We start from the raw sequence: 23,787 nt of genomic DNA, 5'->3' as shown, positions 1-23,787 counted from the left end.
TGGTCCGTGGCACGAAGGTGCCACGGGCGTTTGCTTTATTTCCAGCGTTGGATCAGTTGGCGACGATGTTGACCAGCTTGCCCGGCACCACGATGACCTTGCGAATGGTCAGGCCATCGGTGAAGCGCAGGACGTTTTCATTTCCACGGGCAGCCGCTTCGACTTCTTCGCGGCTGGCAGTGGCGGGCATTTCGATGTGACCGCGCAGCTTGCCGTTGACCTGTACCACCAGTTGCAGGCTGTCCTGCACCAGGGCGGCTTCGTCGACCTGCGGCCAGCTGGCGTCGATGACGGCGCCGTCCTTGCCCAGCTCCTGCCAGATCACGTGGCAGATGTGCGGAGTGATCGGGGCGAGCAGCAGGGTGACGGTTTCCAGGCCTTCCTGCAGCAGGGTGCGGTCGGTGGCGGATTCAGTCGGGGCTTTCTCCAGCACGTTCATCAGGGTCATCACGGCGGCGATGGCGGTGTTGAACTTGTGGTGCTGGCCTACGTCCTGGCTGGCCTGGCGGATGGCCAGGTGGATGGCGCGGTGAATGGCCTTCTGCGCGTCATCCAGCGCGGACTTGTCCACGGTGCCGGCAGGGCCTGCATTGACGTGGGCCTGGGCCAGACGCCAGACGCGGCGCAGGAAGCGGTTGGCGCCTTCGATGCCGGAGTCGGACCACTCGCAGCTCATGTCCGGCGGCGAGGCGAACATCATGAACAGGCGGCAGGTATCGGCGCCGTAGGCGTCGATCATGGCCTGCGGGTCTACGCCGTTGTTCTTGGACTTGGACATCTTCTCGGTGCCGCCGATTTCCACCGGCAAGCCGTCGGTCTTCAGGCGTGCGCCGATGACCTTGGCCTTGGCATCACGCTCGACTTCCACGTCCGCGGGGTTGAACCATTCCTTGCCACCGTTGGCGGCGACGCGGTAGTAGGTCTCGGCGACGACCATGCCCTGGGTCAGCAGGTTCTTGAACGGCTCATCGGAGTCGATCAGGCCTTCGTCGCGCATCAGCTTGTGGAAGAAGCGCGCGTAGAGCAGGTGGAGAATGGCGTGCTCGATGCCGCCGATGTACTGGTCGACCGGCAGCCAGTAGTTGGCGGCCTTCTTGTCCAGCATGCCGTCTTCGAACTGCGGGCAGGCATAACGGGCGAAGTACCAGGACGACTCGACGAAGGTGTCCATGGTGTCGGTTTCGCGCTTGGCCGGCTGGCCGCATTTCGGGCAGCTGCACTCGTAGAACGACGGCAGTTTGGCCAGCGGCGAACCGGCGCCGTCCGGCACCACGTCTTCGGGCAGGACCACCGGCAGTTGCTCGGCCGGCACCGGCACGTCGCCACAGCTGTCGCAATGGATGATCGGGATCGGGCAGCCCCAGTAGCGCTGGCGGCTGATGCCCCAGTCGCGCAGGCGGAACTGGGTGCGCTGCTGGCCGAGATTCCTGGCGGCGAGGTCGGCACCGATGGCGTCGAACGCAGCCTGGTAGCCCAGGCCATCGTACTTGCCGGAATTGACGGTGATGACGCTCTCGTCCTTCAGGCCGTACCACTCTTTCCAGGTGCCGGCTTCGAAGTCGTTGTCGCCTTCTACCTTGGCAATGACCTGGACGATGGGCAGGCCGTACTTGTTGGAGAACTCGAAGTCGCGCTCGTCGTGACCCGGCACGGCCATCACGGCGCCTTCGCCGTAGGTCATCAGGACGTAGTTGGCGATCCACACCGGCAGCTTGTCGCCGGTCAGCGGGTGTTCGACGAACAGGGAAGTGGCGACGCCTTTCTTCTCCTGGGTGGCGATGTCGGCTTCGGCGACGCCGCCGCGCTTGCACTCTTCGATGAAGGCCTGCAGCGACGGATCGCGCTCGGCGGCCAGGGTGGCCAGCGGGTGCTCGGCGGCCACGGCGACGTAGGTGGCGCCCATCAGGGTGTCCGGACGGGTGGTGAAGACCTTCAGTTGTCCGGCATCGCCGATGGAAGCCTGGTCATAGGGGAAGGCGATCTCCATGCCGCGGGACTTGCCGATCCAGTTGCGCTGCATGGTCTTGACCTGTTCCGGCCAGCCCGGCAGGTCGTCGAGGCTGGACAGCAGCTCTTCGGCGTAGGCGGTGATCTTGAAGTAGTACATCGGGATTTCGCGCTTCTCGATCAGCGCGCCCGAACGCCAGCCACGGCCGTCGATGACCTGCTCGTTGGCCAGTACGGTCTGGTCTGCCGGGTCCCAGTTCACGGTACCGTTCTTGCGGTAGATCACGCCTTTCTCGAACAGGCGGGTGAACAGCCACTGTTCCCAGCGGTAGTAGTCCGGCTTGCAGGTGGTGACTTCGCGGGACCAGTCGATCGCCAGGCCCAGGCTGTTGAGCTGGGACTTCATGTAGGCGATGTTGTCGTAGGTCCAGGCCGCCGGCGCGACGTTGTTCTTCATTGCGGCGTTTTCCGCCGGCATGCCGAACGCGTCCCAGCCCATCGGCTGCAGGACGTTCTTGCCCTGCATGCGGTGGTAGCGGCTGATCACGTCACCGATGGTGTAGTTGCGCACGTGCCCCATGTGTAGCTTGCCGCTCGGATACGGGAACATCGACAGGCAATAGAACTTCTCCTTGCCGGCGACTTCGTCGACGCGGAAGGAGTTGTGTTCATTCCAGAAGTTCTGGGCCTGGGATTCGATCTCGAGGGGCTGATATTGCTCGTGCATGGCGCGATTTGAACCTGTACGGAAAAGAATTGTGCAGCCGGGGAGGTCGAGTGGCCCTCCGCTCTAGCGGCCCCTGAGAAGACACGGGCCGGGCGGCTACAGAAAGCCTCGTAGCATACATGACCCCCACCCGAGCCGGTAGCCCGCGCCGTTTGTCGCACGCTCGGTGTGGCGTGGGGTGGGCCGCTAAGCTTTGCCTGAGGGCGGGAGGTTTCCGCCTGTCTTGAGGTGACTGATGGCTGAGCTGCATCGCGCAAGTGCTTCGGGTTCCGGTCTGTATGAACGGTTGTTGCAACGGCTCGCGCTGGCCCTGGATGAGGCCGACACCGCAGAGCGACTACGTGACGAATGCCCCGTGGAACTGGAGTTGCGCGGTTTGAGCAGTGCCGAAATGGAGTTGATCAGGGCGTATCTGGACCAGGATGTGAACTGGCTGCGCGGCTGGCATGCCGCGGCGGAGGAGCTTGCACTGTTGGAGCGCGCGCCAGCCCGCGTGCCACGTCATGTGCGGCCACCCACGCCGCCCAGCCGTCCGCGTCTGGTGGCGCGCCCACAGCAGTTGCAGTGCGCTCTGTGCGGCTCTCCCGTGGCCTGGAGTCGTAACCAGGGCGTGCTGCCTTGCACGTCCTGCGGTTCGCAGCTGTTCCGCAACGCGAAAGCACGCTGATATTTCCCCTTTCCGTTAGGCTTGGCGCCTCGACAAGGAGTCGCCAATGCCTATCCGCTTCATCCTCAAACAGATATTCATGCCGCCGGGGCTGCTGCTTCTGTTGCTGCTCCTGGGGTTCGTACTGCGTCGGCGCTATCCGCGTTTGTCGGTGTTCTGCTTCTTTTCCGGCTTCCTCGGCCTGCTGGTGATGAGCCTGCCGGCGACGGTGGAGTGGGGCGCGCGCCAACTGGAGCAGCAGGAGCCGCTCAAGCAGGCGGAATGGGCGGGACTGGCGCAGCGCGGTGACGCCATCGTGGTGCTGGGCGCCGGGCGGGTGCGCGGGGATCGTGCCTGGGAAGAGGATCAGCCCGGTCTGATGGCGCGCGAGCGCATTCGCTATGCGGCGCGCCTGGCCAAGGCCAGCGGCCTGCCGGTGCTGACTTCCGGCGGCCTGCATTACGGCACGCCGCCCTCCGAAGCGCGGATCATGGCGCAGAGCCTCTTGGACGATTACGGCGTGCCGGTGCGCTGGGAGGAGGGCCGCAGCAGGACGACCTGGGAGAATGCGCAATTCAGCGCCGAGATGCTGCGCGAGGCGGGTATCAAGCGAGTGGTGCTGGTCACGAGTGCCATTCACATGCCGCGTTCGATCTGGAGCTTTGAGAAGGCCGGGCTGGAAGTCGTGCCGGCACCTTCGGGCTATATCGGTATGGACGATGCCGTGCCCGGTGGCGGCTGGCTGCCGGAAAGCCGGGCGATCTGGCAGAGCGGGCAACTGCTGAACGAGGCGATCGGGCTGGTGGGGTATCGGTTGTTCTATTGATGGTACCGGCATGATGCGGTTCGCGAGCAAGCCCGCTCCTACAAGGACTGATTCGCGCCTGTAGGAGCGAGCTTGCTCGCGAACCCGGCTCCCAGAATGAAAAAGGGCCTCGCAATGAGGCCCTTTTCGTCGGTATCAACCGAACAGTCGACGCTCTTCCGGGTGCGTACGGCGGCGCACCAGCGCCCAGACCAGCAGCACAGCGCTGAGAATCGCCAGCGGCCAGACGCGCCATTGCAGGTAGGGGGTCAAGCCTTGCATCGGCACCACTTCGCCGCGCAGCACGCCTTGCTGGAACTGCGGGATCTGCACCGCCAGCTTGCCGAACGGGTCGATCAGCGCGGTGACGCCGTTGTTGGTGCCGCGCACCATCCAGCGGCCGGCTTCCAGGGCACGCATCTGCGCCATCTGCAGGTGCTGCAGCGGGCCGATGGAGGTGCCGAACCAGGCGTCGTTGCTGATGGTCAGCAGCAACTGGCTTTGCGCCGCGAGCTCGGCGGCGAATTCCGGGTAGACCACTTCGTAGCAGATGTACGGGGCCACGGAGTAGCCCTTGGCCTTGAGCAGCGGCTGGTCGGCCGGGCCGCGGGCGAAGTCGGACATGGGCAGGTCGAAGAAGGCGATCAGGCCACGCAGCAGGTCCTGCAGCGGCACGTACTCGCCGAACGGCACCAGCTTCTGCTTGAGGTAATTGCCGCTGCCTTCGCCGACCACGGTGATGCCGTTGTAGTAACGGATGCCCTCGGCCGTCTTCTCGCGCACCGGCACGCCAGTGATGAGCGCGGCTTTCTTGGCGGTGGCGACGCCGTTGATCATCTCCAGATAGCCGGTGGCCTGGTCCTTGAGCACCGGCACGGCGGTTTCCGGCCAGACGATCAGGTCGACGCCGTTCTGCTCGGCGGTCAGGTCGCGGTACAGCTCCAGCTGGTGAGTGATGGCCTTCGGGTCCCACTTCATTTCCTGGGCGATGTTGCCCTGCAGCGCGGCGACCTTCAGCGGGGCACCCGCCGGGGTGGTCCAGGCGTGGCCCTTGTAGCCCAGGCCCACGGCCCAGGGCGCGATCAGCAGGATCAGGCCGGTGACCAGGCGCGTCGGGCGCTGGGTCAGGGCCGGGATGTTGATGATCAGCGCGGCGGTGAGGGCGATGCCGAACGACACCAGCCATACGCCGCCCAGCGGGGCGAGGCCAGCCAGCGGGCCTTCCAGCTGGCTGTAGCCGGCATAGAGCCAGGGGAAGCCAGTGAGGAACCAGCTGCGGAACAGCTCCAGCACCACCCACAGCGCGGCGAAGGCCAGTGCGTCGCTGATCGGAGCATTGTTGCGGCGGAAGAATTTCGCCCAGACCCAGGCAGGCAGGGCGAAGAAGAAGGCCACGCCAGCACTGAAGCCGCCGACCAGGAAGCCTGCCAGCGGCCCCGAGGCGCCGCCGAAGTTGTGGATGCTGAAGTAGATCCAGCTGGTGCCGGCGATGAAGGCGCCGAAGCCGTACCACCAGCCGCGCCAGAGCGCCGAGCCCGCGGGGGTGCCGCGCAGGCCCAGGTAGAACAGGGCCAGCGAAAGCACTGCCAGCGGCCAGTAGCCGAACGGAGCCAGGGTCAGCGGGGTGAGCGCGCCAGCGGCCAGGGCGAGCAGGTGGCCTGGCAGGCCGGGGCGGGTGATCCAGCGCATCGGGAATCCTTGTTGCGGTTAAGCGATGCGCAAGAGTAATGGAGAGACGAACGGTAGGCTATGGGGATGAAAGCCAAAAGCCATGAGCTGACTGCGGCAGGGTGTTGCAGGAAAGGTCGGAGTTATTTGTAGGGGCGAGCTTGCTCGCGAACCAGCCCCGCTGCGGGACATGTTCGCGAGCAAGTTCGCTCCTACAGCTGTTTGCCCCGCGCAGCGGGTTCGGCCTTGGCATCCGCGAGCATCGGCGTACAACCGCGAACGGTTGTACGCCCTACGCTCAGTCATGCAGCGGGGTGAGGCGCAGCAGATGCAGGCGACGGCTGTCCGCGTTGAGCACGCGGAAACGGAAGCCGCCCAGTTCGGTGGTTTCGTTGCGCTTGGGCAGGTGGCCGAAGGCGCTCATCACCACGCCGCCGATGGTGTCGAATTCTTCGTCGGAGAATTCCGCGCCGAAGAAATCGTTGAAGGCTTCCACCGGGGTCAGCGCCTTGACGATGAAGTCACCGCTGGGCAACGGCTTGATGTAGCTGTCTTCCTCGACATCGTGCTCGTCCTCGATGTCGCCGACGATCTGTTCGAGCACGTCCTCGATGGTCACCAGCCCGGCTACGCCGCCGTACTCGTCGATGACGATGGCCATGTGGTTGTGGTTGGCGCGGAACTCGCGCAGCAACACGTTCAGGCGCTTGGACTCCGGCACGAAGGTGGCCGGCCGCAGCAGGTCCTTGATGTTGAACGAATGCGTGTTGTCGTGAAGGATCAGCGGCAGCAGGTCCTTGGCTAGCAGGACGCCCATGACGTCGTCGAGGCTCTCGCCCACAACCGGGTAACGCGAGTGTGCTGCCTCGATAATCGCCGGCAGGAATTCGCGCGGCGTCTGGGTGGCCTTGATGCTGATCATCTGCGAGCGCGGCACCATGATGTCGCGTACCTGCAGGTCGGCGACCTGGATCGCCCCCTCGACAATGGACAGCGCTTCGCTGTCCAGCAGCTTGTTGTCGTGGGCTTCGCGCAGCAGCTCAAGCAGCTCCTGGCGGTTTCTCGGCTCATGGGCAAAAGCCTGGGTGATCTTGTCCAACCACGACTTGTGCCCATTGCTCGATCGGTCTTCGCTCATCTTTTCCTTGCTCGGTGGCTTTTATTCTTCATCGGCCGCGTACGGGTCCGGGTGACCCAGTTCGGCCAGCAATTCCCGTTCCAGTGCTTCCATTTCCTCGGCTTCTTCGTCTTCGATGTGATCGTAGCCGAGCAGGTGGAGGCAGCCATGGATGACGAGGTGGGCCCAGTGGGCCTGCGCGGACTTGCCCTGTTCGGCGGCCTCGCGGGTGACTACCGGGGCGCAGATCACCAGGTCGCCGAGCAGCGGGATGTCCAGCAACTCGTCGGGAACATCGGCGGGGAAGGACAGTACGTTGGTGGCGTAGTCCTTGTGTCGCCAGGTCTTGTTCAGTTCGCGCCCTTCGGGTTCGTCCACCAGGCGGATGGTGAGTTCAGAATCATTCTGGCGCTGGCGCAAGGCCAGTTCGCACCAGATTCTGAAGTCAGCTTCGCTCGGCAGGCCGGCCGCTTCGGATGCGATCTGCAGGTCCAGTTCAAGCATGCTTGTTGCCCTGGCCTTCTACACCGGTCAGACGGTTCTCGTAGGCGTCGTAGGCATCGACGATGCGCTGCACCAGCGGGTGGCGCACCACGTCCTTGGACTTGAAGTGGGTGAAGCTGATGCCGGGGACGTCGCGCAGCACTTCCATCACGTGCTTGAGGCCCGAGCGAGTGCCTTTGGGCAGGTCGACCTGGGTGACGTCGCCGGTGATCACCGCGGTGGAGCCGAAGCCGATCCGGGTGAGGAACATCTTCATCTGTTCCATCGTCGTGTTCTGGCTTTCGTCGAGGATGATGAAGCTGTTGCTCAGCGTACGGCCGCGCATATAGGCCAGCGGCGCGACCTCGATCACCTGGCGTTCGATCAGCTTGGCCACGGTCTCGAAGCCGAGCATCTCGTACAGCGCGTCGTACAGCGGGCGCAGGTAGGGGTCGATCTTCTGCGACAGGTCGCCGGGCAGGAAGCCGAGCTTCTCGCCGGCTTCGACCGCCGGGCGCACCAGCAGGATGCGGCGGATCTGTTCGCGCTCCAGGGCGTCCACGGCGCAGGCCACGGCGAGGTAGGTCTTGCCGGTGCCGGCCGGGCCGATGCCGAAGTTGATGTCGTGGTCGAGGATGGCTTTTACGTAGCGCTGCTGGTTCGCGCCGCGCGGGCGGATGTGCGCCTGGCGGGTCTTGAGCGTGACCAGTGGGGCGACGGGCTCGACGGCGAGCTCTTCCAGGCCGGACTCCTGCAGGAACAGGTGAACCAGGTCGGGCGTCATCTCGGTGCCGTTCTGCACTTCGCGGTAGAGGCGCTGCAGGAGGTTTTCGGCCGCTTGGGTGCGCTCGGGGTCACCGACCAGTTCGAACTGGTTGCCGCGGTTGCGGATCTCGATGCCGAGGCGCTTCTCGATCTGGTGCAGGTGTTCGTCGAACTGGCCGCACAGGTTGGCGAAGCTGCGGGCCTCGAAGGGCTCGAGCATGAAACGATGAATATCCAGGGGGGCGTTCAAGGTGTTGTCTAAGTCGCCGTGCTTCAAAGGGAGATGGTCGAAGAATAACCCCGCGCGACCGAGTACGAAAGTTCGGTCGTTCGGCGGTCGGTCGTCAGTGGCGTGCTTCCACGAGGGTCGCGCGCAGGGAGTTGGGCAGCGCCTCGTAGATTTCCACGTCGACGAACTGGCCGATCAGGCGCGGATTGTCGCAGCGGAAGTTGACCACGCGGTTGTTCTCGGTGCGCCCCTGCAACTGGCCCGGGTCGCGCTTGGCGTAGTCGGTGACGAGGATGCGCTGGATGGTGCCAACCATCCGTCGGCTGATCTCGAAGCCCTGCTGGTTGAGGCGGCTGTTGAGGATCAGCAGGCGCTGCTTCTTCACTTCGTCCGGGGTGTCGTCGACCAGGTCGGCGGCCGGGGTGCCCGGGCGCGAGCTGTAAATGAAGGAGAAGGAGAAGTCGAAGCCGACGTCTTCCACCAGCCTCATGGTCTGCTCGAAGTCTTTTTCGGTTTCGCCGGGGAAACCGATGATGAAGTCCGAGCTGATGCAAATGTCCGGCACCGCAGCCTTCAGCTTGCGGATGCGCGACTTGAATTCCAGCGCCGTGTGGTTGCGCTTCATCGCCGCGAGGATGCGATCGGAGCCGGCCTGCACCGGCAGGTGGACGAACTTCACCAACTGCGGCACTTCGGCGTGGGCGGCGATCAGCGAGTCGGAGAATTCCAGTGGGTGCGAGGTGGTGTAGCGGATGCGCTCGATGCCATCGACCTCGGCGACCACGCGGATCAGCTCGGCGAAGTCGGCGATGCGCCCGTCATGGGTCGGGCCGCGGTAGCCGTTGACGTTCTGGCCCAGCAGGGTGACTTCCTTCACGCCGTTCTCGGCCAGATGGATCACCTCGGCGAGCACGTCGTCGAACGGGCGGCTGACTTCCTCGCCGCGGGTGTAGGGCACCACGCAGAAGGTGCAGTACTTGCTGCAGCCTTCCATCACCGAGACGAAAGCGGTGGGACCGTCGACGCGGGGCTCAGGGAGGCGGTCGAACTTCTCGATTTCCGGGAAGGACACGTCCACCTGCGGTTTGCGGGTGGCGCGAGCGGCGTCGATCATTTCCGGCAGGCGGTGCAGGGTCTGCGGGCCGAACACCACGTCGACGTAAGGCGCGCGCTCGCGGATCGCCGCGCCTTCCTGGCTGGCTACGCAGCCGCCGACGCCGATCACCAGATTGGGGTTCTGCTGCTTCAGCGTGCGCCAGGCGCCCAGCTCGGAGAACACCTTCTCCTGAGCCTTCTCGCGGATCGAGCAGGTATTGAGCAGGATGACGTCGGCTTCTTCGGCCTTCTCGGTGATCTCCATGGCCTGGTGTTCACCCAGCAGATCGGCCATGCGCGAGCTGTCGTACTCGTTCATCTGGCAACCGTGGGTCTGGATGAAAAGCTTCTTGGCCATGGAATCTGTCTTGGGCTGGTTAAAAAATGACCGCGCATTATAAGCCCCGAGACGGGCATCTACCAGCGGCGGGCTTGAGGGGCGGCTGTCTGTGCTATGCTTCGTGCCCTTTTTGCAAAGCTGTCATCCTTCGTTCATGAGCAAGCGCGAGAACCCGATCTACAAGGTGGTCTTCCTCAACCAGGGCCAGGTGTACGAGATGTACGCCAAACAGATCTACCAGAGCGATCTGTGGGGCTTCCTGGAGATCGAGGAGTTCGTCTTCGGCGAGCGCACCCAGGTAGTGGTCGACCCCAGCGAGGAGAAGCTCAAGGCGCAGTTCGATGGCGTCATCCGCAGCTTCGTGCCGCTGCATTCGATCATCCGCATCGATGAGGTGGAGCGCCTGGGCACTGCGAAGATCAGCGAGGCCAAGATCACCGGCAACGTGATGCCGTTCCCCATGCCGATGCCCGGCAAGGACAGCTGACGTTTAAGGACAGCTGAAGTTTGTAGGAGCGAGCTTGCTCGCGAACCGTTCAGCACCGAAGTCAGCCGTATAGCCCTGTTCGCGAGCACGCTCGCTCCTACAGGGCATGGGGGCCTGGCGTGCGGCTCAGGGTAGCGGCGAGAACGGCGAATTGCCGGCGGTCTGCAGTTCGATCAGGTAGTTGCGGAAGATCTGCCCGAGCACCTTGGTGGCGATGTCCAGCTCGTCCTTGTTCATCTGCTCGGCGACCAGGTCGGCGCTGTCCATGGCGTCTTCGGCGCCGTTGACCGCGGCCATCTTCAGCACGATGTAGGCCTGCACGTTGTTGGCCTTCACGCCTTCACCGCGGAAGAACATGGTGCCCAGGCGCAGTTGTGCGTCGGCGTGGCCTTGCAGCGAAGCCTTCTCGTACCAGTGCAGGGCGGCCTGGAAATCGCGCGGGGCGCGTTCGCCGGTGTAGAAGAATTCCCCCAATTCGAACTGTGCCTGGGCATCGCCGGCGTTGGCGGCCTGCTGGCAGCTGGCCAGGGCCTGTTGCAGCTGCTCGGGCACGGTGTTCAGGGTGCAGCGTCCGGTGGCTGGAATCAGCAGCGAGTTGCCGCCCGCCTGAGTGAACAGGGGCAGTGCGAGCAACAGGCAACCCAGCAGGGTGCGACCGGAACGGTACATGGGGAGAAACGGCCTCCAGGATCGGGGCGGGTAAAACCCGGCCAGCGAAATGCGCCAGCCTTCACATTATGAAATAAGCGGGCGCTTCCTTACAAAGTCTTTACCTTCTTTTCTGTTTTTTTGCTGGAAACGACTGGTACGGCGGGGGGGGGTGTAACGCGGTTATAAAGCCCCGAGAGCCTCGGGGCAGAGCGGAAGGCGCCCGGATGGGCGCCTTCGCGAAGGGTGTTACTTGAGAGCGGCGAAGGCGCGCTCGGCGGCGTCCAGGGTCAGTTTCAGCTCGGTTTCGCCGTGGGCGATGGAGGTGAAACCGGCCTCGAAGGCGCTCGGAGCCAGGTAGATGCCGGCGTCGAGCATCAGGTGGAAGAAGCGCTTGAAGCGTTCCGCATCGCTGGTCATCACGTCGTCGAAGGTCACGATGTCATCGGCGCCGGTGAAGTACAGGCCGAACATCGCGGCACCCGCCTGGGTGGTCACGAAGGGGATGCCGGCGGCGTCGGCTCGCTCCTGCAGGCCTTGCAGCATGCGGGTGGTGTAGGTGGTCAACTCGTCGTGGAAGCCGGGGCGGCTGATCAGGCGCAGGGTGGTCAGGCCGGCGGCCATGGCCAGCGGGTTACCCGACAGGGTGCCGGCCTGGTAGACCGGGCCGAGCGGAGAAATCTGCTCCATGATCTCGCGCTTGCCGCCGAAGGCGCCCACCGGCATGCCGCCGCCGATGATCTTGCCGAAGGTGGAAAGGTCCGGGGTAATGCCGTAGTGCGCCTGGGCGCCGCCGAGGGCGACGCGGAAACCGGTCATCACTTCGTCGAAGATCAGCACCACGCCGTGCTGGTCGCACAGGCGGCGCAAGCCTTCCAGGAAGCCCGGCGCCGGCGGCACGCAGTTCATGTTGCCGGCGACCGGCTCGACGATGATGCACGCCACTTCCTTGCCGACTTCGCCCAGGGTCTTCTCGACTGCGGCGATGTTGTTGAACGGCAGGGTCAGGGTGTGCTTGGCGAAGGCCGCCGGCACGCCCGGGGAGTTCGGGACGCCGAAGGTCAGGGCGCCGGAGCCGGCTTTCACCAGCAGGCTGTCGGAGTGGCCGTGGTAGCAGCCTTCGAACTTGATGATGCTGTCGCGGCCGGTGTAGCCACGGGCCAGGCGGATGGCGCTCATGGTGGCTTCGGTGCCGGAGCTGACCATGCGCACCATGTCCATGGATGGAACCAGGGAGCAGACCAGGTCGGCCATTTCCACTTCCAGCGCGGTCGGTGCGCCGTAGGACAGGCCGTGGTCGAGCTGCTTGCGTACGGCGTCGAGGACGTCCGGATGGCTGTGGCCGAGGATCATCGGGCCCCAGGAGCCGACATAGTCGACGTAGCGCTTGTCATCTTCGTCCACTACGTAGGCGCCTTCGGCATGCTTGAAGAACAGCGGGGTGCCGCCGACGCTCTTGAACGCGCGCACCGGCGAGTTCACGCCACCGGGGATGTGTTTCTGGGCATTGGCGAAAAGCGTTTCGGAACGGGACATGGTGTACCTCGCGAAGCTGTGAAGGGCCGGGCGCGTGGGCGCTCAGCGGGTTTCGAAGAGTTGACTGAAGGCGCGCGCGCGTTGTTCGACTTCGGCCGGGGAGTCGGCGGCGAACAGTGCGTGGATCACGGCGATCATGTCGGCGCCGCGGGCGATCAGCTCGGGCGCGTTATCCAGGGTCACGCCGCCGATGGCCACCAGCGGCACGTTGAAGCGCGCCTTGGCCTGTTCCAGCAGTTCGAGGCTGGCGGCGGAGGCGCCGGGTTTGGTCTGGGAGGCGAAGAAGCGACCGAAGGCGACGTAGCTGGCGCCTTCGGCGATGGCTTTCTCGGCCAGGTCGAGGCTGGCGTGGCAGGTGCCGCCGATGACGGCATTGCGGCCAAGGAGGGCGCGGGCCGCGGCCAGCGAGCCGTCGGTCTGCCCCAGGTGCACGCTGACGCCCAGGCGCGCGGCCAGCTCGGCGTCGTCATTGATCAGTAGCGTGGCGCCGTAGCGCGCGCAGAGATCGCGCAGTGCCTCGGCTTCGCGCAAGCGGCGCGAGGCGTCGTCGGACTTGTCGCGGTACTGCAGCAGCTTGGCGCCGCCCTTGAGGGCGGCTTCGACGTAGGGCAGCAGGCGGCCGCCGTCGAGCAGCTGGCTGTCGGTGATGGCGTAGAGTCCGCGCAGTTTCATCGGTGCCTCGATCTTCGTACGGTTGATCAGTGAATCAGTTGCAATAGTCCAGCGGCAGGCGGCGCGGCACGTACTGGCCGTGGCCGGGCGCTTCCGCGTCACGCAGGGTGCGCCAGGTGTAGTCCAGGGCGCTGCGCACCGCGCTGACCAGTTCCTCACCCAGGGCCAGGCGGCCGGCGAGGGTACTCGCCAGGGTGCAGCCCGAGCCGTGGTAGCTGCCGGGCAGGCGCTGGCAGGTGAAGGTGTGGCGTTGGCCGTCGCGGGTGTACAGGCGATTGTGCACCTCGGATTCGTCGCCATGGCCGCCGGTGATCAGCAGGGTCTGGATATAAGGCAGCAGCTTGTCGGCGCACTCGTCGGCGGTGCCCTCGGGCAGTTCGGCGAGGATGCGCGCTTCGGGCAGGTTGGGCGTGGCGACTGCGGCGATCGGCAGCAGGCGCTCGCGCATGGCGTAGCCGACGTCGTCCTTGCCCAGCGAACCTCCGCCGCCGGCGCGCAGCACCGGATCGCAGACCAGCGGGATGCCCGGCAGGGACTGCATGATCTCGACGACCGTGTCGACCATCTGCACCGAGCCGAGCATGCCCAGCTTGACCGCGGCCACCGGCAGGTCGGCGATCACGGCGTTGGCCTGTGCCAGCACCCACTCGCGGTCGAGCACGCGGAAGTCGGAAACGTTGACGGTATCCTGAACGGTCAGCGCGGTGACGGTGGGCGCCGCGTGGCAGCCTTGGGCGATCAGGGCTTCGATATCGGCCTGCAGACCGGCGCCGCCACTGGGGTCGTGGCCGGACAGGCAGAGCACTACGGGACGGGAGGCAGGTGTTTTCATGGCGCGGGAGCTTATCACCAAAATGCGCCGCTGAGCTGACCGAACGGTCCAATGCGCGTCACCCGGCCGCGCCCTGCCCGGATGGTCGAATGCCACGGGGCACAAGGCCTGTGCTAGAGTTCGCCGATTCCAACACAACGCCTCCACGGCGCGCCAAAGCGGGAGATGGGGATCTCCGGCGCGGCTGTCGGTGGCACTGCGGGGCACCATGCGGCACTGGCTGATCTTCCTGATCCTTCTCATCCTCTCGCCAGTGGCGAGCGCCATCAGCTTCGACGAGCACGTCGGGCAACTGCCCCTGGGGCGGGCGATGGATGTCTTCGAGGACGTCCGCGGCACGGCCGATATCGCCGAGATCAGCTCGCCGGCGCTGGCCGCCAGCTTCCGCCACCATGAGCGCGACGTGCTCAACGCCGGCTATTCGCGTTCGGTGTTCTGGCTGCGCCTGGACCTGGACTACCAGCCGCAAGCCTCGAAAGATCCTGCCAATTGGCTGCTGGAGTTGGCCTACCCGCCGCTGGACAAGCTCGACCTCTATCTCCCCGACGGCCAGGGCGGCTTCAAGCTCGCCCAGCGCACTGGCGATACGCTGCCGTTCGACAGCCGGCCGATCCGTCAGAACAACTACCTGTTCGATCTGAAGCTGGAGCCCGGCAAACCGCTGCGCGTCTACCTGCGGCTGGAAAGCCAGGGCTCGATCCAGGCGCCGCTGACGCTCTGGTCGCCCAAGGCCTACCTGGAGGAACAGCCGCAGCGTATCTACGTGTTGGGCATCATCTACGGTGTGCTGCTGGTGATGCTGATCTACAACCTGTTCATCTTCCTCAGCGTGCGCGACACCAGCTACCTGTATTACATCCTTTATATAGCCTCGTTCGGCTTCTACCAGATCTCGGTCAACGGCGCCGGCATCGAGTATTTCTGGCCGAACAACCCCTGGTGGGCCAATGCCTCCACGCCCTTCCTGATCGGTTCGGCCGGGCTGTTCGGCTGCCAGTTCGCTCGCAGCTTCCTGCACACCCGCGAGCACAGCCTGTGGATCGATCGCATCCTGCGCGTATTGATGGGCGTTGGTGCGCTGGTGATGGTGCTGGCGCTGACCGTCAGTTACGCCATCGCCCTGCGCCTGGCCACCTACCTGGCCTTGGCCTTTACCGTGGTGATCTTCACCGCCGGCATCCTCGCCTGGCTGCGCGGCATGCGCGTGGCGCGCTACTTCATCTTCGCCTGGAGCGCCTTCCTGCTCGGCGGGGTGATCAACACGCTGATGGTGCTGGGCTTCCTGCCCAACGTGTTCCTCACCATGTACGCCAGTCAGATCGGTTCGGCGCTGGAGGTCGGCCTGCTGTCCCTGGCGCTGGCGGACCGCATCAACGCCATGAAGGAGGAGCGCACGCGCATCCTCCAGGAAACCAGCCGCAAGCTGGAGCAGCTGAACCTTGAGCTGGCCAGCAGCAACCGTCTGAAGGATGAGTTCCTCGCCACCGTCACCCATGAGCTGCGTACGCCCATGAGTGGGGTGATCGGTTCACTGGAGCTGATGCAGACGGTGCCCATGGACATCGAGCTGACCCAGTACCACAAGACCGCCACCGGATCGGCGCGCGACATGATGCGCATGGTCAACGATATCCTTGCGCTGATCGAGCTGCAGGCCGGCAAGCTATACCCGCGCCGCGAGCCGTTCAGCCTGCGCGGCCTGTGCGACGGCTTGCGTGCGCAGTACGCACCGCGTGCCGAAGAGCGCGGACTGCGCTTCGTCCTGCAACTGGACGAGAGCCTGCCCGACACCCTCGAGGGTGACGCCGGCAAGCTGACCCAGGCGCTGGGCTACCTGATCGACAATGCCATCAAGTTCACCCACCAGGGTGGCGTGCACCTGCGGGTTGGCGGTGTGCCCAACACTGAGGGGCTGGCGCTGCGCATCGAGGTCCAGGACAGCGGCATTGGCTTCTCCACCCCGCCGGATGGCGCGCTGTACCAGCGCTTCTTCCAGCTCGACGGGTCGCTGACCCGCGAGTACGGTGGCCTGGGCATCGGCCTGGCGCTGTGTCGCAAATTGGTCGCGCTGCTGGGTGGCACGCTGGCCCACGACTCCATGCCGGGGCAGGGCAGCCGCTTCGCCCTGGAGCTGCAGGTTGGTCAGCCGGTGCAAAGCATCGCTCCGCCGCCGCGCCGCGCGGGTGGCCAGGTGCTGCGTAGCCCGGACCAGTGCACCGTGCTGGTGGTGGAAGACAACGCCATCAACCAGTTGGTGATCCGCGGCATGCTGCTCAAGCTCGGTTACCGCGTGCGCACCGCCGACAACGGCGCCGAAGCTATCGAGCTGCTGCGTCGGGAGGCTATCGACACCGTGCTGCTGGATTGCCAGATGCCGGTGATGGACGGCTTCGCCACGTGTCGGGCGATCCGTACGCTGCCGCGTTGCGCCGACCTGCCGGTGCTGGCGATCACCGCCCACAGTCATAGCGGCGACCGCGAGCGCTGTCTGGCTGCCGGCATGAGTGACTACATGGCCAAGCCGGTGAAGTTCGAGGAACTGCAAGCGTTGCTGCACGACTGGCTGCTGTGCCAGCCGGCGCTGCCGAGCCACGCCTGAGGCTGGACTATGCGTAGGAGCGGACTTCGTCCGCGATAGGTTCGCATCGCGCAGGATAGCATCGCGGACAGAGTCCGCTCCTACGCAATGACGGGCCCTCTGACAATCCAATGAAAAACGCCGCGATCCCTTTCGGTATCGCGGCGTTTCTGTTTCTGCGAGCTGTCAGGCTCAGACCTTCACGACCCAGCCTTTCGGGCCTTCCACGTCGCCCTTCTGGATGCCGGTCAGCTCTTCGTAGAGGCGACGGGTCACCGGGCCGACGTCTTCGCGGCTGAAGAACACATGCAGGTTGTCCTTGTACTGGATGCCGCCGATCGGGGTGATCACCGCCGCGGTACCGCAGGCGCCGGCTTCCTTGAAGCGGGCCAGGTCGTCGATCTGCACGTCGCCTTCGACCACTTTCAGGCCCAGGCGCTGTTCGGCCAGTTGCATCAGCGACAGACGGGTGATGCCCGGCAGTACCGAGCTGGAGCGCGGGGTGACGAACTCATTGTCGTGGGTGATGGCGAAGAAGTTGGCCGAGCCCACTTCCTCGATGCGGCTGTGGGTGGCCGGATCGAGGTAGATGCAGTCGGCGAAACCGTCTTTCTTGGCCTGGGCGCCGGGCATCAGACTGGCGGCGTAGTTGCCGCCGACCTTGGCGGCGCCGGTGCCGTTGGGGGCGGCGCGGTCGTAGGTGGAGATCACGAAGTCATGGGGCTTCATGCCGCCCTTGAAGTAGGCGCCGACCGGGATGCAGAACACCGAGAAGATGAATTCCGGAGCCGGGCGCACGCCGATGTTGTCGCCAACACCGATCACGAACGGGCGCAGGTACAGCGCACCGCCGGAACCGTAAGGGGGAATGAAGCGCTCGTTGGCGCGCACGACCTGTTTGCAGGCCTCGATGAATTGCGCTTCGGACACTTGCGGCATCAGTACGCGGGCGCAGCTGCGGGCCATGCGTGCGGCGTTCTGGTCCGGGCGGAACAGGTTGATCGAGCCATCCTTGCAGCGGTAGGCCTTCAGGCCTTCGAAGCACTGCTGGCCGTAGTGCAGGGCGGAGGAGCCTTCACTGATGTGCAGGGTGTTGTCTTCGGTCAGCTTGCCGTCGTCCCACAGACCATCGCGCCAGTGGGAGATGTAGCGAAAGTCGGTCTTGATGTAATCGAATCCGAGCGTGCCCCAATCGATGTCTTTCTGTTCCATGGTTGCCTCATTCAATGGGATTACCTGCGGCGGTCGCGAGCCATGCGGGGCTGGCGAACATCCGGGCAGAGGGTTTGGCGGGCTCTGGCGGCGGGCTGCCCGGATCGCGCGGGGATTCGGGCGGGCGGCGGGAACGGTGTTCTCCGCGGGATGGTCACTGCCAGGACTCCATCAAGACCTGCCATGATACCGGCGATAATCGCGGCTGTGGGCCCCTGGCGGCGAATATCGATGCCATCAGTCGCATCGGCGATGTAGCGACGGGTGTGCTGGCGCGCGGCGGCTCGCGGTGCGGTTTCGCGCCAGATCCGCTGGTTGCGTTGAAATGGCATCCATATTTGTGAATGCCATTTCATATGGTGAATATCTATCGACTTATTCCGCTGGGCCACTCTGCGGGAATAGCGAGCGACTGATGAAGCGGGCTGTCTCGTGCAGGCTGGCGCCGATCTGCTCCAGTTTCTCGCGGTCGTGCTGGGCGCTGATGCCGATGCCGGAGATCACGAAGCGTGGCTGCCGGTCGTGATCGGTGATCGCGCTGGCGACCATGCTGACGCCGCGGTACAGGTGGTCCTGGTCGATGGCCCAGCCCTGCTCCAGTGTGTCGCGAGCGTCGCGCTGGTACTCCTCGAAGCTGGGTGGGGCTTCCCAGCGCACCCGAGTCAGGCGGCGGCGCAGTTCATCCTCGGGAAGATTGCGCAGGCCGGCGATACAGCGTCCGGCGGCGCCCACCAGTTCCGGCAGGCGCGAGCCGACGGCGACGTTGACGTGCGCCACGGTCGGGGCGGAGACGGCGATCACGCGGATGTGCGCATCGTCGGTGACCTGCCACAGGGTGATCAGGATGTTGTGGCTGGTGCTCAGGCGCTCCAGTTCCGGCTGGATCAGGTCGGCGTAGCTGCGGCCGATGAAGCTTACCGCCAATTCCGACAGGCCCAGGCCCAGGCGATAGGTCTTGGTTTCGTTGTCGAACGAGGTCAGCGCCTCGTTACTCAGTGTGCGCAGGATGTTGAAGGTGGTGCTCGGGCTGATGCCGGTGGCGCGGGCGATGGCGGTAGCACCCTCGGGGCCTTCGGCATTGGCCAGGTGGCGCAGGATCTGGATGGCATTCACCACGGCGCCGACATCCTTGGCGCCGCCGGTGCGTTTGCTGCTGGCTTCTTCGACGGTTTTTTCAGTGGTCATATTCTGTATTCTGATTGACATTCAGTATTGTGAATGTATTCTGACCCTGCGACGCCTGCAACGGCTTCCGTGAAGCTGGCTTGGCATGGGCGGTAACGCACTTTGCAACAAAGGCAGAACAAGAACAAAGGAGAAACCTCAATGGTGGATTTCCCCGACCGCAACATGCCAGGGCCGGAGGCGCAGTACCTCGCCTTCCTCGCCCAGGGTCGCTTCATGTTGCAGCGCAGCGCCTCCACCGGCCGGCACGTGTTCTACCCCCGCACTCAGGTGCCCGGCAGCGGCGAAACGGACCTGGAATGGGTCCCCGCCAGTGGCCTGGGTACCCTTTATGCCCTGACCGTCAATCGCGCCCGCAGTGGTGACTACAACGTCGCCCTGATCGACCTGGATGAAGGCGTGCGCATGATGTCCCGAATCGAAGGACACCTCAGCCTGCCCATCGGCACCCGCGTGAAGGCGCGCATCGCCCAGCAGGAGAGCGGCGCTGTCGTCGTCTTCGAGCCCCTGGCGGAGGTGCAGCCATGAGCCAGGTCCTGCGCGGCAAGACCGCAATCGTTGGCATCGGCAGCGCCGGTATCGGCGAAGCCCACGGCTACAGCGCCATGGAACTGCTCGGCCAGGCCTCGATGAAGGCCATCGCCGATGCGGGGCTTGTGCTCTCGGACATCGACGCGGTGTTCTCCGCCACCAGCTCCCACGCCTTCCCGACCCTCTCGGTCTGTGAATACCTTGGCATCAAACCGAAATTCGTCGATGGCACCAACGTCGGCGGCTCCAGCTTCGAGTTGCACCTGCTGCAGGCGACCCTGGCCCTGGAGGCCGGGCTGTGTGACGCGGCGCTGATCTGCTACGGCTCCAACCAGCGCACCGCCGGCGGCAAGCTGGTATCGATGAGCGAGCCGCAGTGGCACGAAACACCCTACCAGCCGCGCCACCCGATCACCGCCTATGCGCTGGCCGCCAGCCGGCACATGCATCAATACGGCACCACCCGCGAGCACCTGGCCGAAGTGGCCGTGGCCGCCCGTGGCTGGGCCAACCTCAATCCCGAGGCTTTCGCCCGTGGTCCGCTGAGCATCGATCAGGTGCTCGCCGCGCGGATGGTCAGCGATCCGCTGAGCAAGGCCGATTGCTGCCTGGTCACCGATGGCGGCGGCGCCTGCGTAATGGTGCGCGCCGACCGTGCACGGGACCTCCCCAGGGCTCCGATCTACTTCCTCGGCGCGGCCGGCGCGCAGTGGCACCGTTCCATCGTCGCCATGCCCGACCTCACCGTCACCGCTGCTTCCGAGAGCGGCCCGCGCGCCATGCAGATGGCCGGTGTGAAGCACTCGGACATCGACCTGGTCATGGTCTATGACGCCTTCACCATCAATACCATCCTGTTCCTCGAAGACCTCGGCTTCTGCCCGAAAGGTGAAGGCGGCCGCTTCGTCCAGGGTGGGCGCATCGCTCCTGGCGGGGAGCTGGCGGTGAACACCAATGGTGGCGGGCTGTCCTGTGTGCATCCGGGCATGTACGGCATGTTCCTGATCATCGAGGCGGTCACCCAGTTGCGTCGCCAGGCCGGTGAGCGCCAGTTGAAGAAAGCCGACGTGGCGCTGCTGCATGGCAACGGCGGCACGCTGTCCAGCCAGGTCACCGCGCTGCTCGGCACCCAGAACGTGCTCTGAAATTCGGGCAAGACGCCCTCCCGGTGGCTACCTGCGATAAGCGGGCGGCCCGCCGTGGACGCGCTCGCCCTCGCGCCGGGATGGCCTCGTCCGGCACCCGTTATCTGTTCAGGTGGAACGTCATGTCAGTGAGTCACTTGCAACACACAGCCTTCGCCAGCCTTACCCCGCTGATCCAGCCGCGCTCGGTCGCCGTGGTTGGCGCCTCCAGCGACCCGCACCGCATTGGTGGCCGCCCCATTGCCTACATGCTGCGCAATGGCTTCACCGGCCGCATCCTGCCGGTCAACCCCAATCGCACCGAGATCCAGGGCCTGCCGGCCTATGCCAGCGTCGACGCGCTGCCCGAGGCGCCGGACGTGGCGATCATCGCGGTGCCCGCGCCGCAGGTGCTGGAGACCGTCCAGGCACTGGGGCGCAAGGGCGCGCGCAGCGCCATCGTGTTTTCCTCCGGCTTCAGCGAAGTCGGTGAGGAAGGCGTGGCCATGCAGAACGCCATCGTCGAAGCCGCCCGCGCGGCCAACATGCGCCTGCTGGGGCCGAATGCGCTGGGCGTGTTCAACGCCAACCTGGGCTACTACGCCTTCTTCTCCACCAGCCTGGAGCGCGGTATTCCGCTGGCCGGTCGGGTCGGCATCGCCACCCAGTCCGGCGCCTACGGCGCGCACCTGCTGGGCCTGTCGCGGCAGCGCGGGCTGGGTACGCCGATCTGCGTCGCCACCGGCAACGAGGCCGACGTCACCCTGGGCGATGCCATCGGCTGGCTGGTGGAATCGCCGGAGGTCGACGTAGTGATGGCCTACGCCGAATCCATCCGCAACGTCGACAGCTTCCTCGCCGCCCTCGAAGCGGCCCATCGCGCCGGCAAGCCGGTGATCCTGCACAAGGTCGGGCGCAGCGAGCTGGGCGGCCGCGCGGCCATGTCCCACACCGCCTCCCTGGCTGGCGACGACAAGGTGCTCGATGCGGTGTTGGCCGACTACGCAGTGGTTCGTGCGCGCACCACCGAGGAACTGGTGGACATCGCCTACCTCGCCACGCAGCGCATCTACCCGGTGAACAACAGCCTGGGGATGATCACCGTCAGCGGTGGCGCCGGGATCATCGTCAGCGACGCCGCCGAGGATTTCGGCCTGCCCATGCCACCGATGCCGGAAGCGGCCCAGGCGCGCCTGAAACAGCGTCTGCACTATGCCTCACCGCTCAACCCGGTGGACTGCACCGCCCAGGCGCTCAACGACCTGAGCCTGGTGCACGACTTCACCGAATCCATGGTGGTGGACGGTGGCTACCGCTCGCTGATCGCCTTCTTCACCCAGGCCGGTACCGCCGCCTCCATCGGGCCGCGTCTGGCCGAGCAGTTCGCGCGGATCAAGGCCGACCACCCGGATCGCCTGTTCGTGGTCTCGGTGATGGGCGAGGGCGAGGAGCTGGCGCCGTACCAGAAGGCCGGCTTCGCCCTGTTCGAGGACCCGACCCGCGCCGTGCGCGCCATCCAGGCCATGGGGCAGTTGGGCGAGGCCTTCGCCCGACCGCTGCGCAGCATTCCCGCGCCCGGTGGCGTGGAGCTGCCGGCCAGCACGCCCGGTGAGGCCGAAGCCAAGCAACTGCTGGCCCGCGCGGGCATCGAATCGGCGCCCGAACGGGTGCTGAAAAGTGCTGCGGAAGCCGCCGCATTCGCCGAGCAGATCGGCTTCCCGGTGGTGCTGAAAATCGCCTCGGCGGACATCCTGCACAAATCGGAAATCGGCGGTGTGCTGCTCAATGTGAACAGCGCCCAGGCCGTGCGCGAGGGCTATGCACTGCTGCTCGAACGCGCCGCCGAGCATGCACCGAACGCTCGCCTCGATGGCGTGCTGGTGGCTCGTCAGCTGCAGGGCGGCGTCGAGTGCTTCATGGGCATCCAGCGCGACCCGCAGTTCGGTCCGGTGGCGGTATTCGGCCTCGGCGGCATCTTCGTCGAGGTGCTCAAGGACGTGGTGTTCCGCCGCTGCCCGTTCGGCGTCGACGAGGCCGAGCAGATGATCCGCAGTATCAAGGGCGCGCCGCTGCTGCAGGGTGCCCGCGGTCGCCCGGTGACCGACATCAAGGCGCTGTCGCGGGTGCTCGCGCAGCTCTCGCAGTTCGCTGCCGAGGCTGGTCCGCGCCTGCGTTCGGTGGACCTCAACCCGGTCTTTGCCATGCCCGAAGGGCAGGGCGCCTGGGCCGCCGATGCGGTACTGGAAGTGAAGGAGGTGGCCCATGGCGCTGAATCCTGAGCACCTGCTGAACTACCCGATCCCTGAGGTGCGGCAGCGTTTCAGCCGCCACGACAGTGCTTTCTATGCGCTGTCCGTGGGGCTCGGCGCGGACCCGATGGACGAGCACCAGCTGACCTTCGTCGACGCCAATCGCGACCTCCAGGCGCTGCCCTGCATGGCCGTGGTGCTCGGCCACCCCGGCTTCTGGCTGGGTAACCCGGATACCGGCGTCGATGCACTGCGCCTGGTCCACGGCGAGCAGAGCATCGAATGGCGCAAGCCGCTGCCGGTGGAAGGTGAAGTGATTGGCCGCACCCGTGTCACGGGGCTTGTGGACAAGGGCGCCGGCAAGGGCGCGCTGCTCTACAGCGAGAAGGTCGTCAGCGATGCGCAGAGCGGTGAGGTGCTGGCTATTGCCCGTGGCACCACCTTCCTGCGCGGTGACGGCGGTTTTGGCGGCGACAGCCAGTCGCTGAGCCAGCCGCACCGCTTGCCCGAGCAGGCGCCGGACCTGGTCATCGACCTTCCGACACGCCCCGAACAGGCGCTGCATTACCGCCTCAACGGCGACGACAACCCGATCCACGCCAGCCCGGCGGCGGCCGCCCGCGGTGGTTTCCCCAGGCCGATCCTGCATGGCCTGTGCACCCTCGGCGTGGCTTTCCACGCACTGCTGCGCGGCTTCGCCGACTACCGCGCGGAGCGCTTCGCGCACCTGCAGGTGCGCTTCTCCGCACCGGTGTTCCCCGGCGAAACCCTGCGTACCGAAATCTGGAATGACGGCTCCTTCCGCACCCGCGTCGTCGAACGCGACGTGGTGGTGCTGGACAACGGCCGCGTGCGCCTCACCCCGGAGATGGGAGAACACGCCGGGCGGGCATAGCGCGACGACGACCTCA

20 protein-coding genes are annotated in these 23,787 nt (G+C 65.5%); 8 read left to right on the top strand and 12 right to left on the bottom strand.

What is annotated here, in order from left to right:
• Positions 1–52: 52 nt before the first annotated feature.
• Positions 53–2,674 (bottom strand): leucine--tRNA ligase, encoded by a 2,622-nt coding sequence (gene leuS / locus AC2T4A_RS00935; RefSeq protein ID WP_486742555.1) that lies wholly within the window; start codon positions 2,672–2,674, stop codon positions 53–55.
• A gap of 235 nt (positions 2,675–2,909) precedes the next feature.
• Between leuS and AC2T4A_RS00930 the strand changes: the two genes are divergently transcribed.
• The gene (locus AC2T4A_RS00930) at positions 2,910–3,341 is read left to right on the top strand and encodes a hypothetical protein (RefSeq protein ID WP_416746245.1); all 432 of its coding nucleotides are present in this window, start codon (positions 2,910–2,912) and stop codon (positions 3,339–3,341) included.
• Between the two features lie 46 nt (positions 3,342–3,387).
• Positions 3,388–4,146: a YdcF family protein gene (locus AC2T4A_RS00925; RefSeq protein ID WP_416746243.1), complete on the top strand. Its 759-nt coding sequence runs from the start codon at positions 3,388–3,390 to the stop codon at positions 4,144–4,146.
• 135 nt (positions 4,147–4,281) lie between these two features.
• Here the strand turns inward: AC2T4A_RS00925 and lnt are convergent, their stop codons facing one another.
• The 5 genes from lnt to miaB form a co-directional block, all read right to left on the bottom strand.
• A complete protein-coding gene (lnt, locus tag AC2T4A_RS00920) occupies positions 4,282–5,814 on the bottom strand; it encodes an apolipoprotein N-acyltransferase (RefSeq protein WP_478378504.1) in 1,533 nt (510 codons plus the stop codon).
• Between the two features lie 277 nt (positions 5,815–6,091).
• Positions 6,092–6,931: a CorC family transporter gene (locus tag AC2T4A_RS00915; protein ID WP_416746239.1), complete on the bottom strand. Its 840-nt coding sequence runs from the start codon at positions 6,929–6,931 to the stop codon at positions 6,092–6,094.
• A 21-nt stretch (positions 6,932–6,952) separates the two neighbouring features.
• Positions 6,953–7,414: an rRNA maturation RNase YbeY gene (gene ybeY, locus AC2T4A_RS00910; RefSeq protein ID WP_478378505.1), complete on the bottom strand. Its 462-nt coding sequence runs from the start codon at positions 7,412–7,414 to the stop codon at positions 6,953–6,955.
• Positions 7,407–8,408, bottom strand: coding sequence for a PhoH family protein (locus AC2T4A_RS00905; protein ID WP_138520117.1), 1,002 nt, complete (start codon positions 8,406–8,408; stop codon positions 7,407–7,409). The genes ybeY and AC2T4A_RS00905 overlap by 8 nt, the downstream gene beginning before the upstream one ends.
• Before the next feature lie 94 nt (positions 8,409–8,502).
• The gene (gene miaB, locus AC2T4A_RS00900; protein WP_478378507.1) at positions 8,503–9,840 is read right to left on the bottom strand and encodes a tRNA (N6-isopentenyl adenosine(37)-C2)-methylthiotransferase MiaB; all 1,338 of its coding nucleotides are present in this window, start codon (positions 9,838–9,840) and stop codon (positions 8,503–8,505) included.
• A 136-nt stretch (positions 9,841–9,976) separates the two neighbouring features.
• Between miaB and AC2T4A_RS00895 the strand changes: the two genes are divergently transcribed.
• Positions 9,977–10,309, top strand: a complete 333-nt coding sequence (locus tag AC2T4A_RS00895; protein ID WP_045215085.1) for a DUF1820 family protein — start codon at positions 9,977–9,979, stop codon at positions 10,307–10,309.
• Positions 10,310–10,435: 126 nt separating this feature from the next.
• On the opposite strand, the gene AC2T4A_RS00890 is transcribed toward AC2T4A_RS00895, so the two are convergent.
• The 4 genes from AC2T4A_RS00890 to AC2T4A_RS00875 all read right to left on the bottom strand — a co-directional run bounded on the left by AC2T4A_RS00890 (position 10,436) and on the right by AC2T4A_RS00875 (position 13,997).
• Positions 10,436–10,978: a tetratricopeptide repeat protein gene (locus AC2T4A_RS00890; RefSeq protein WP_017521798.1), complete on the bottom strand. Its 543-nt coding sequence runs from the start codon at positions 10,976–10,978 to the stop codon at positions 10,436–10,438.
• A 228-nt stretch (positions 10,979–11,206) separates the two neighbouring features.
• Positions 11,207–12,493, bottom strand: a complete 1,287-nt coding sequence (gene hemL / locus AC2T4A_RS00885) for a glutamate-1-semialdehyde 2,1-aminomutase (RefSeq protein WP_486742554.1) — start codon at positions 12,491–12,493, stop codon at positions 11,207–11,209.
• Between the two features lie 42 nt (positions 12,494–12,535).
• Entirely contained in the window at positions 12,536–13,165 is a 630-nt protein-coding gene (thiE, locus tag AC2T4A_RS00880; protein ID WP_416746230.1) for a thiamine phosphate synthase, read from the bottom strand.
• 34 nt (positions 13,166–13,199) lie between these two features.
• Entirely contained in the window at positions 13,200–13,997 is a 798-nt protein-coding gene (locus AC2T4A_RS00875; RefSeq protein ID WP_045215075.1) for a hydroxymethylpyrimidine/phosphomethylpyrimidine kinase, read from the bottom strand.
• 208 nt (positions 13,998–14,205) lie between these two features.
• Between AC2T4A_RS00875 and AC2T4A_RS00870 the strand changes: the two genes are divergently transcribed.
• Positions 14,206–16,596: a hybrid sensor histidine kinase/response regulator gene (locus AC2T4A_RS00870; protein WP_416746228.1), complete on the top strand. Its 2,391-nt coding sequence runs from the start codon at positions 14,206–14,208 to the stop codon at positions 16,594–16,596.
• A 171-nt stretch (positions 16,597–16,767) separates the two neighbouring features.
• Here the strand turns inward: AC2T4A_RS00870 and AC2T4A_RS00865 are convergent, their stop codons facing one another.
• Complete coding sequence (locus AC2T4A_RS00865) at positions 16,768–17,787, bottom strand: branched-chain amino acid aminotransferase (RefSeq protein ID WP_416746226.1); 1,020 nt, start codon at positions 17,785–17,787, stop codon at positions 16,768–16,770.
• 375 nt (positions 17,788–18,162) lie between these two features.
• Positions 18,163–18,972: an IclR family transcriptional regulator gene (locus AC2T4A_RS00860; RefSeq protein WP_416746224.1), complete on the bottom strand. Its 810-nt coding sequence runs from the start codon at positions 18,970–18,972 to the stop codon at positions 18,163–18,165.
• A 141-nt stretch (positions 18,973–19,113) separates the two neighbouring features.
• Here AC2T4A_RS00860 and AC2T4A_RS00855 point away from each other — a divergent pair, with 141 nt between their 5' ends.
• The 4 genes from AC2T4A_RS00855 (at position 19,114) to AC2T4A_RS00840 (ending at position 23,771) form a co-directional block, all read left to right on the top strand.
• Entirely contained in the window at positions 19,114–19,500 is a 387-nt protein-coding gene (locus AC2T4A_RS00855; protein WP_416746222.1) for a Zn-ribbon domain-containing OB-fold protein, read from the top strand.
• Positions 19,497–20,648, top strand: coding sequence for a thiolase (locus tag AC2T4A_RS00850; RefSeq protein WP_486742553.1), 1,152 nt, complete (start codon positions 19,497–19,499; stop codon positions 20,646–20,648). The genes AC2T4A_RS00855 and AC2T4A_RS00850 overlap by 4 nt, the downstream gene beginning before the upstream one ends.
• Before the next feature lie 122 nt (positions 20,649–20,770).
• Complete coding sequence (locus AC2T4A_RS00845; protein WP_486742552.1) at positions 20,771–22,906, top strand: acetate--CoA ligase family protein; 2,136 nt, start codon at positions 20,771–20,773, stop codon at positions 22,904–22,906.
• Positions 22,890–23,771 carry a MaoC/PaaZ C-terminal domain-containing protein gene (locus AC2T4A_RS00840; protein ID WP_478378512.1) on the top strand — a complete coding sequence of 294 codons (882 nt, stop codon included), beginning with the start codon at positions 22,890–22,892 and terminating at the stop codon, positions 23,769–23,771. Before AC2T4A_RS00845 ends, AC2T4A_RS00840 begins: the two co-directional genes overlap by 17 nt.
• Positions 23,772–23,787 lie beyond the last annotated feature (16 nt).

It is taken from the genome of Pseudomonas sp. PVC-3-1, from assembly GCF_057444315.1.
This window is presented reverse-complemented; position numbering and strand designations above follow the sequence as displayed.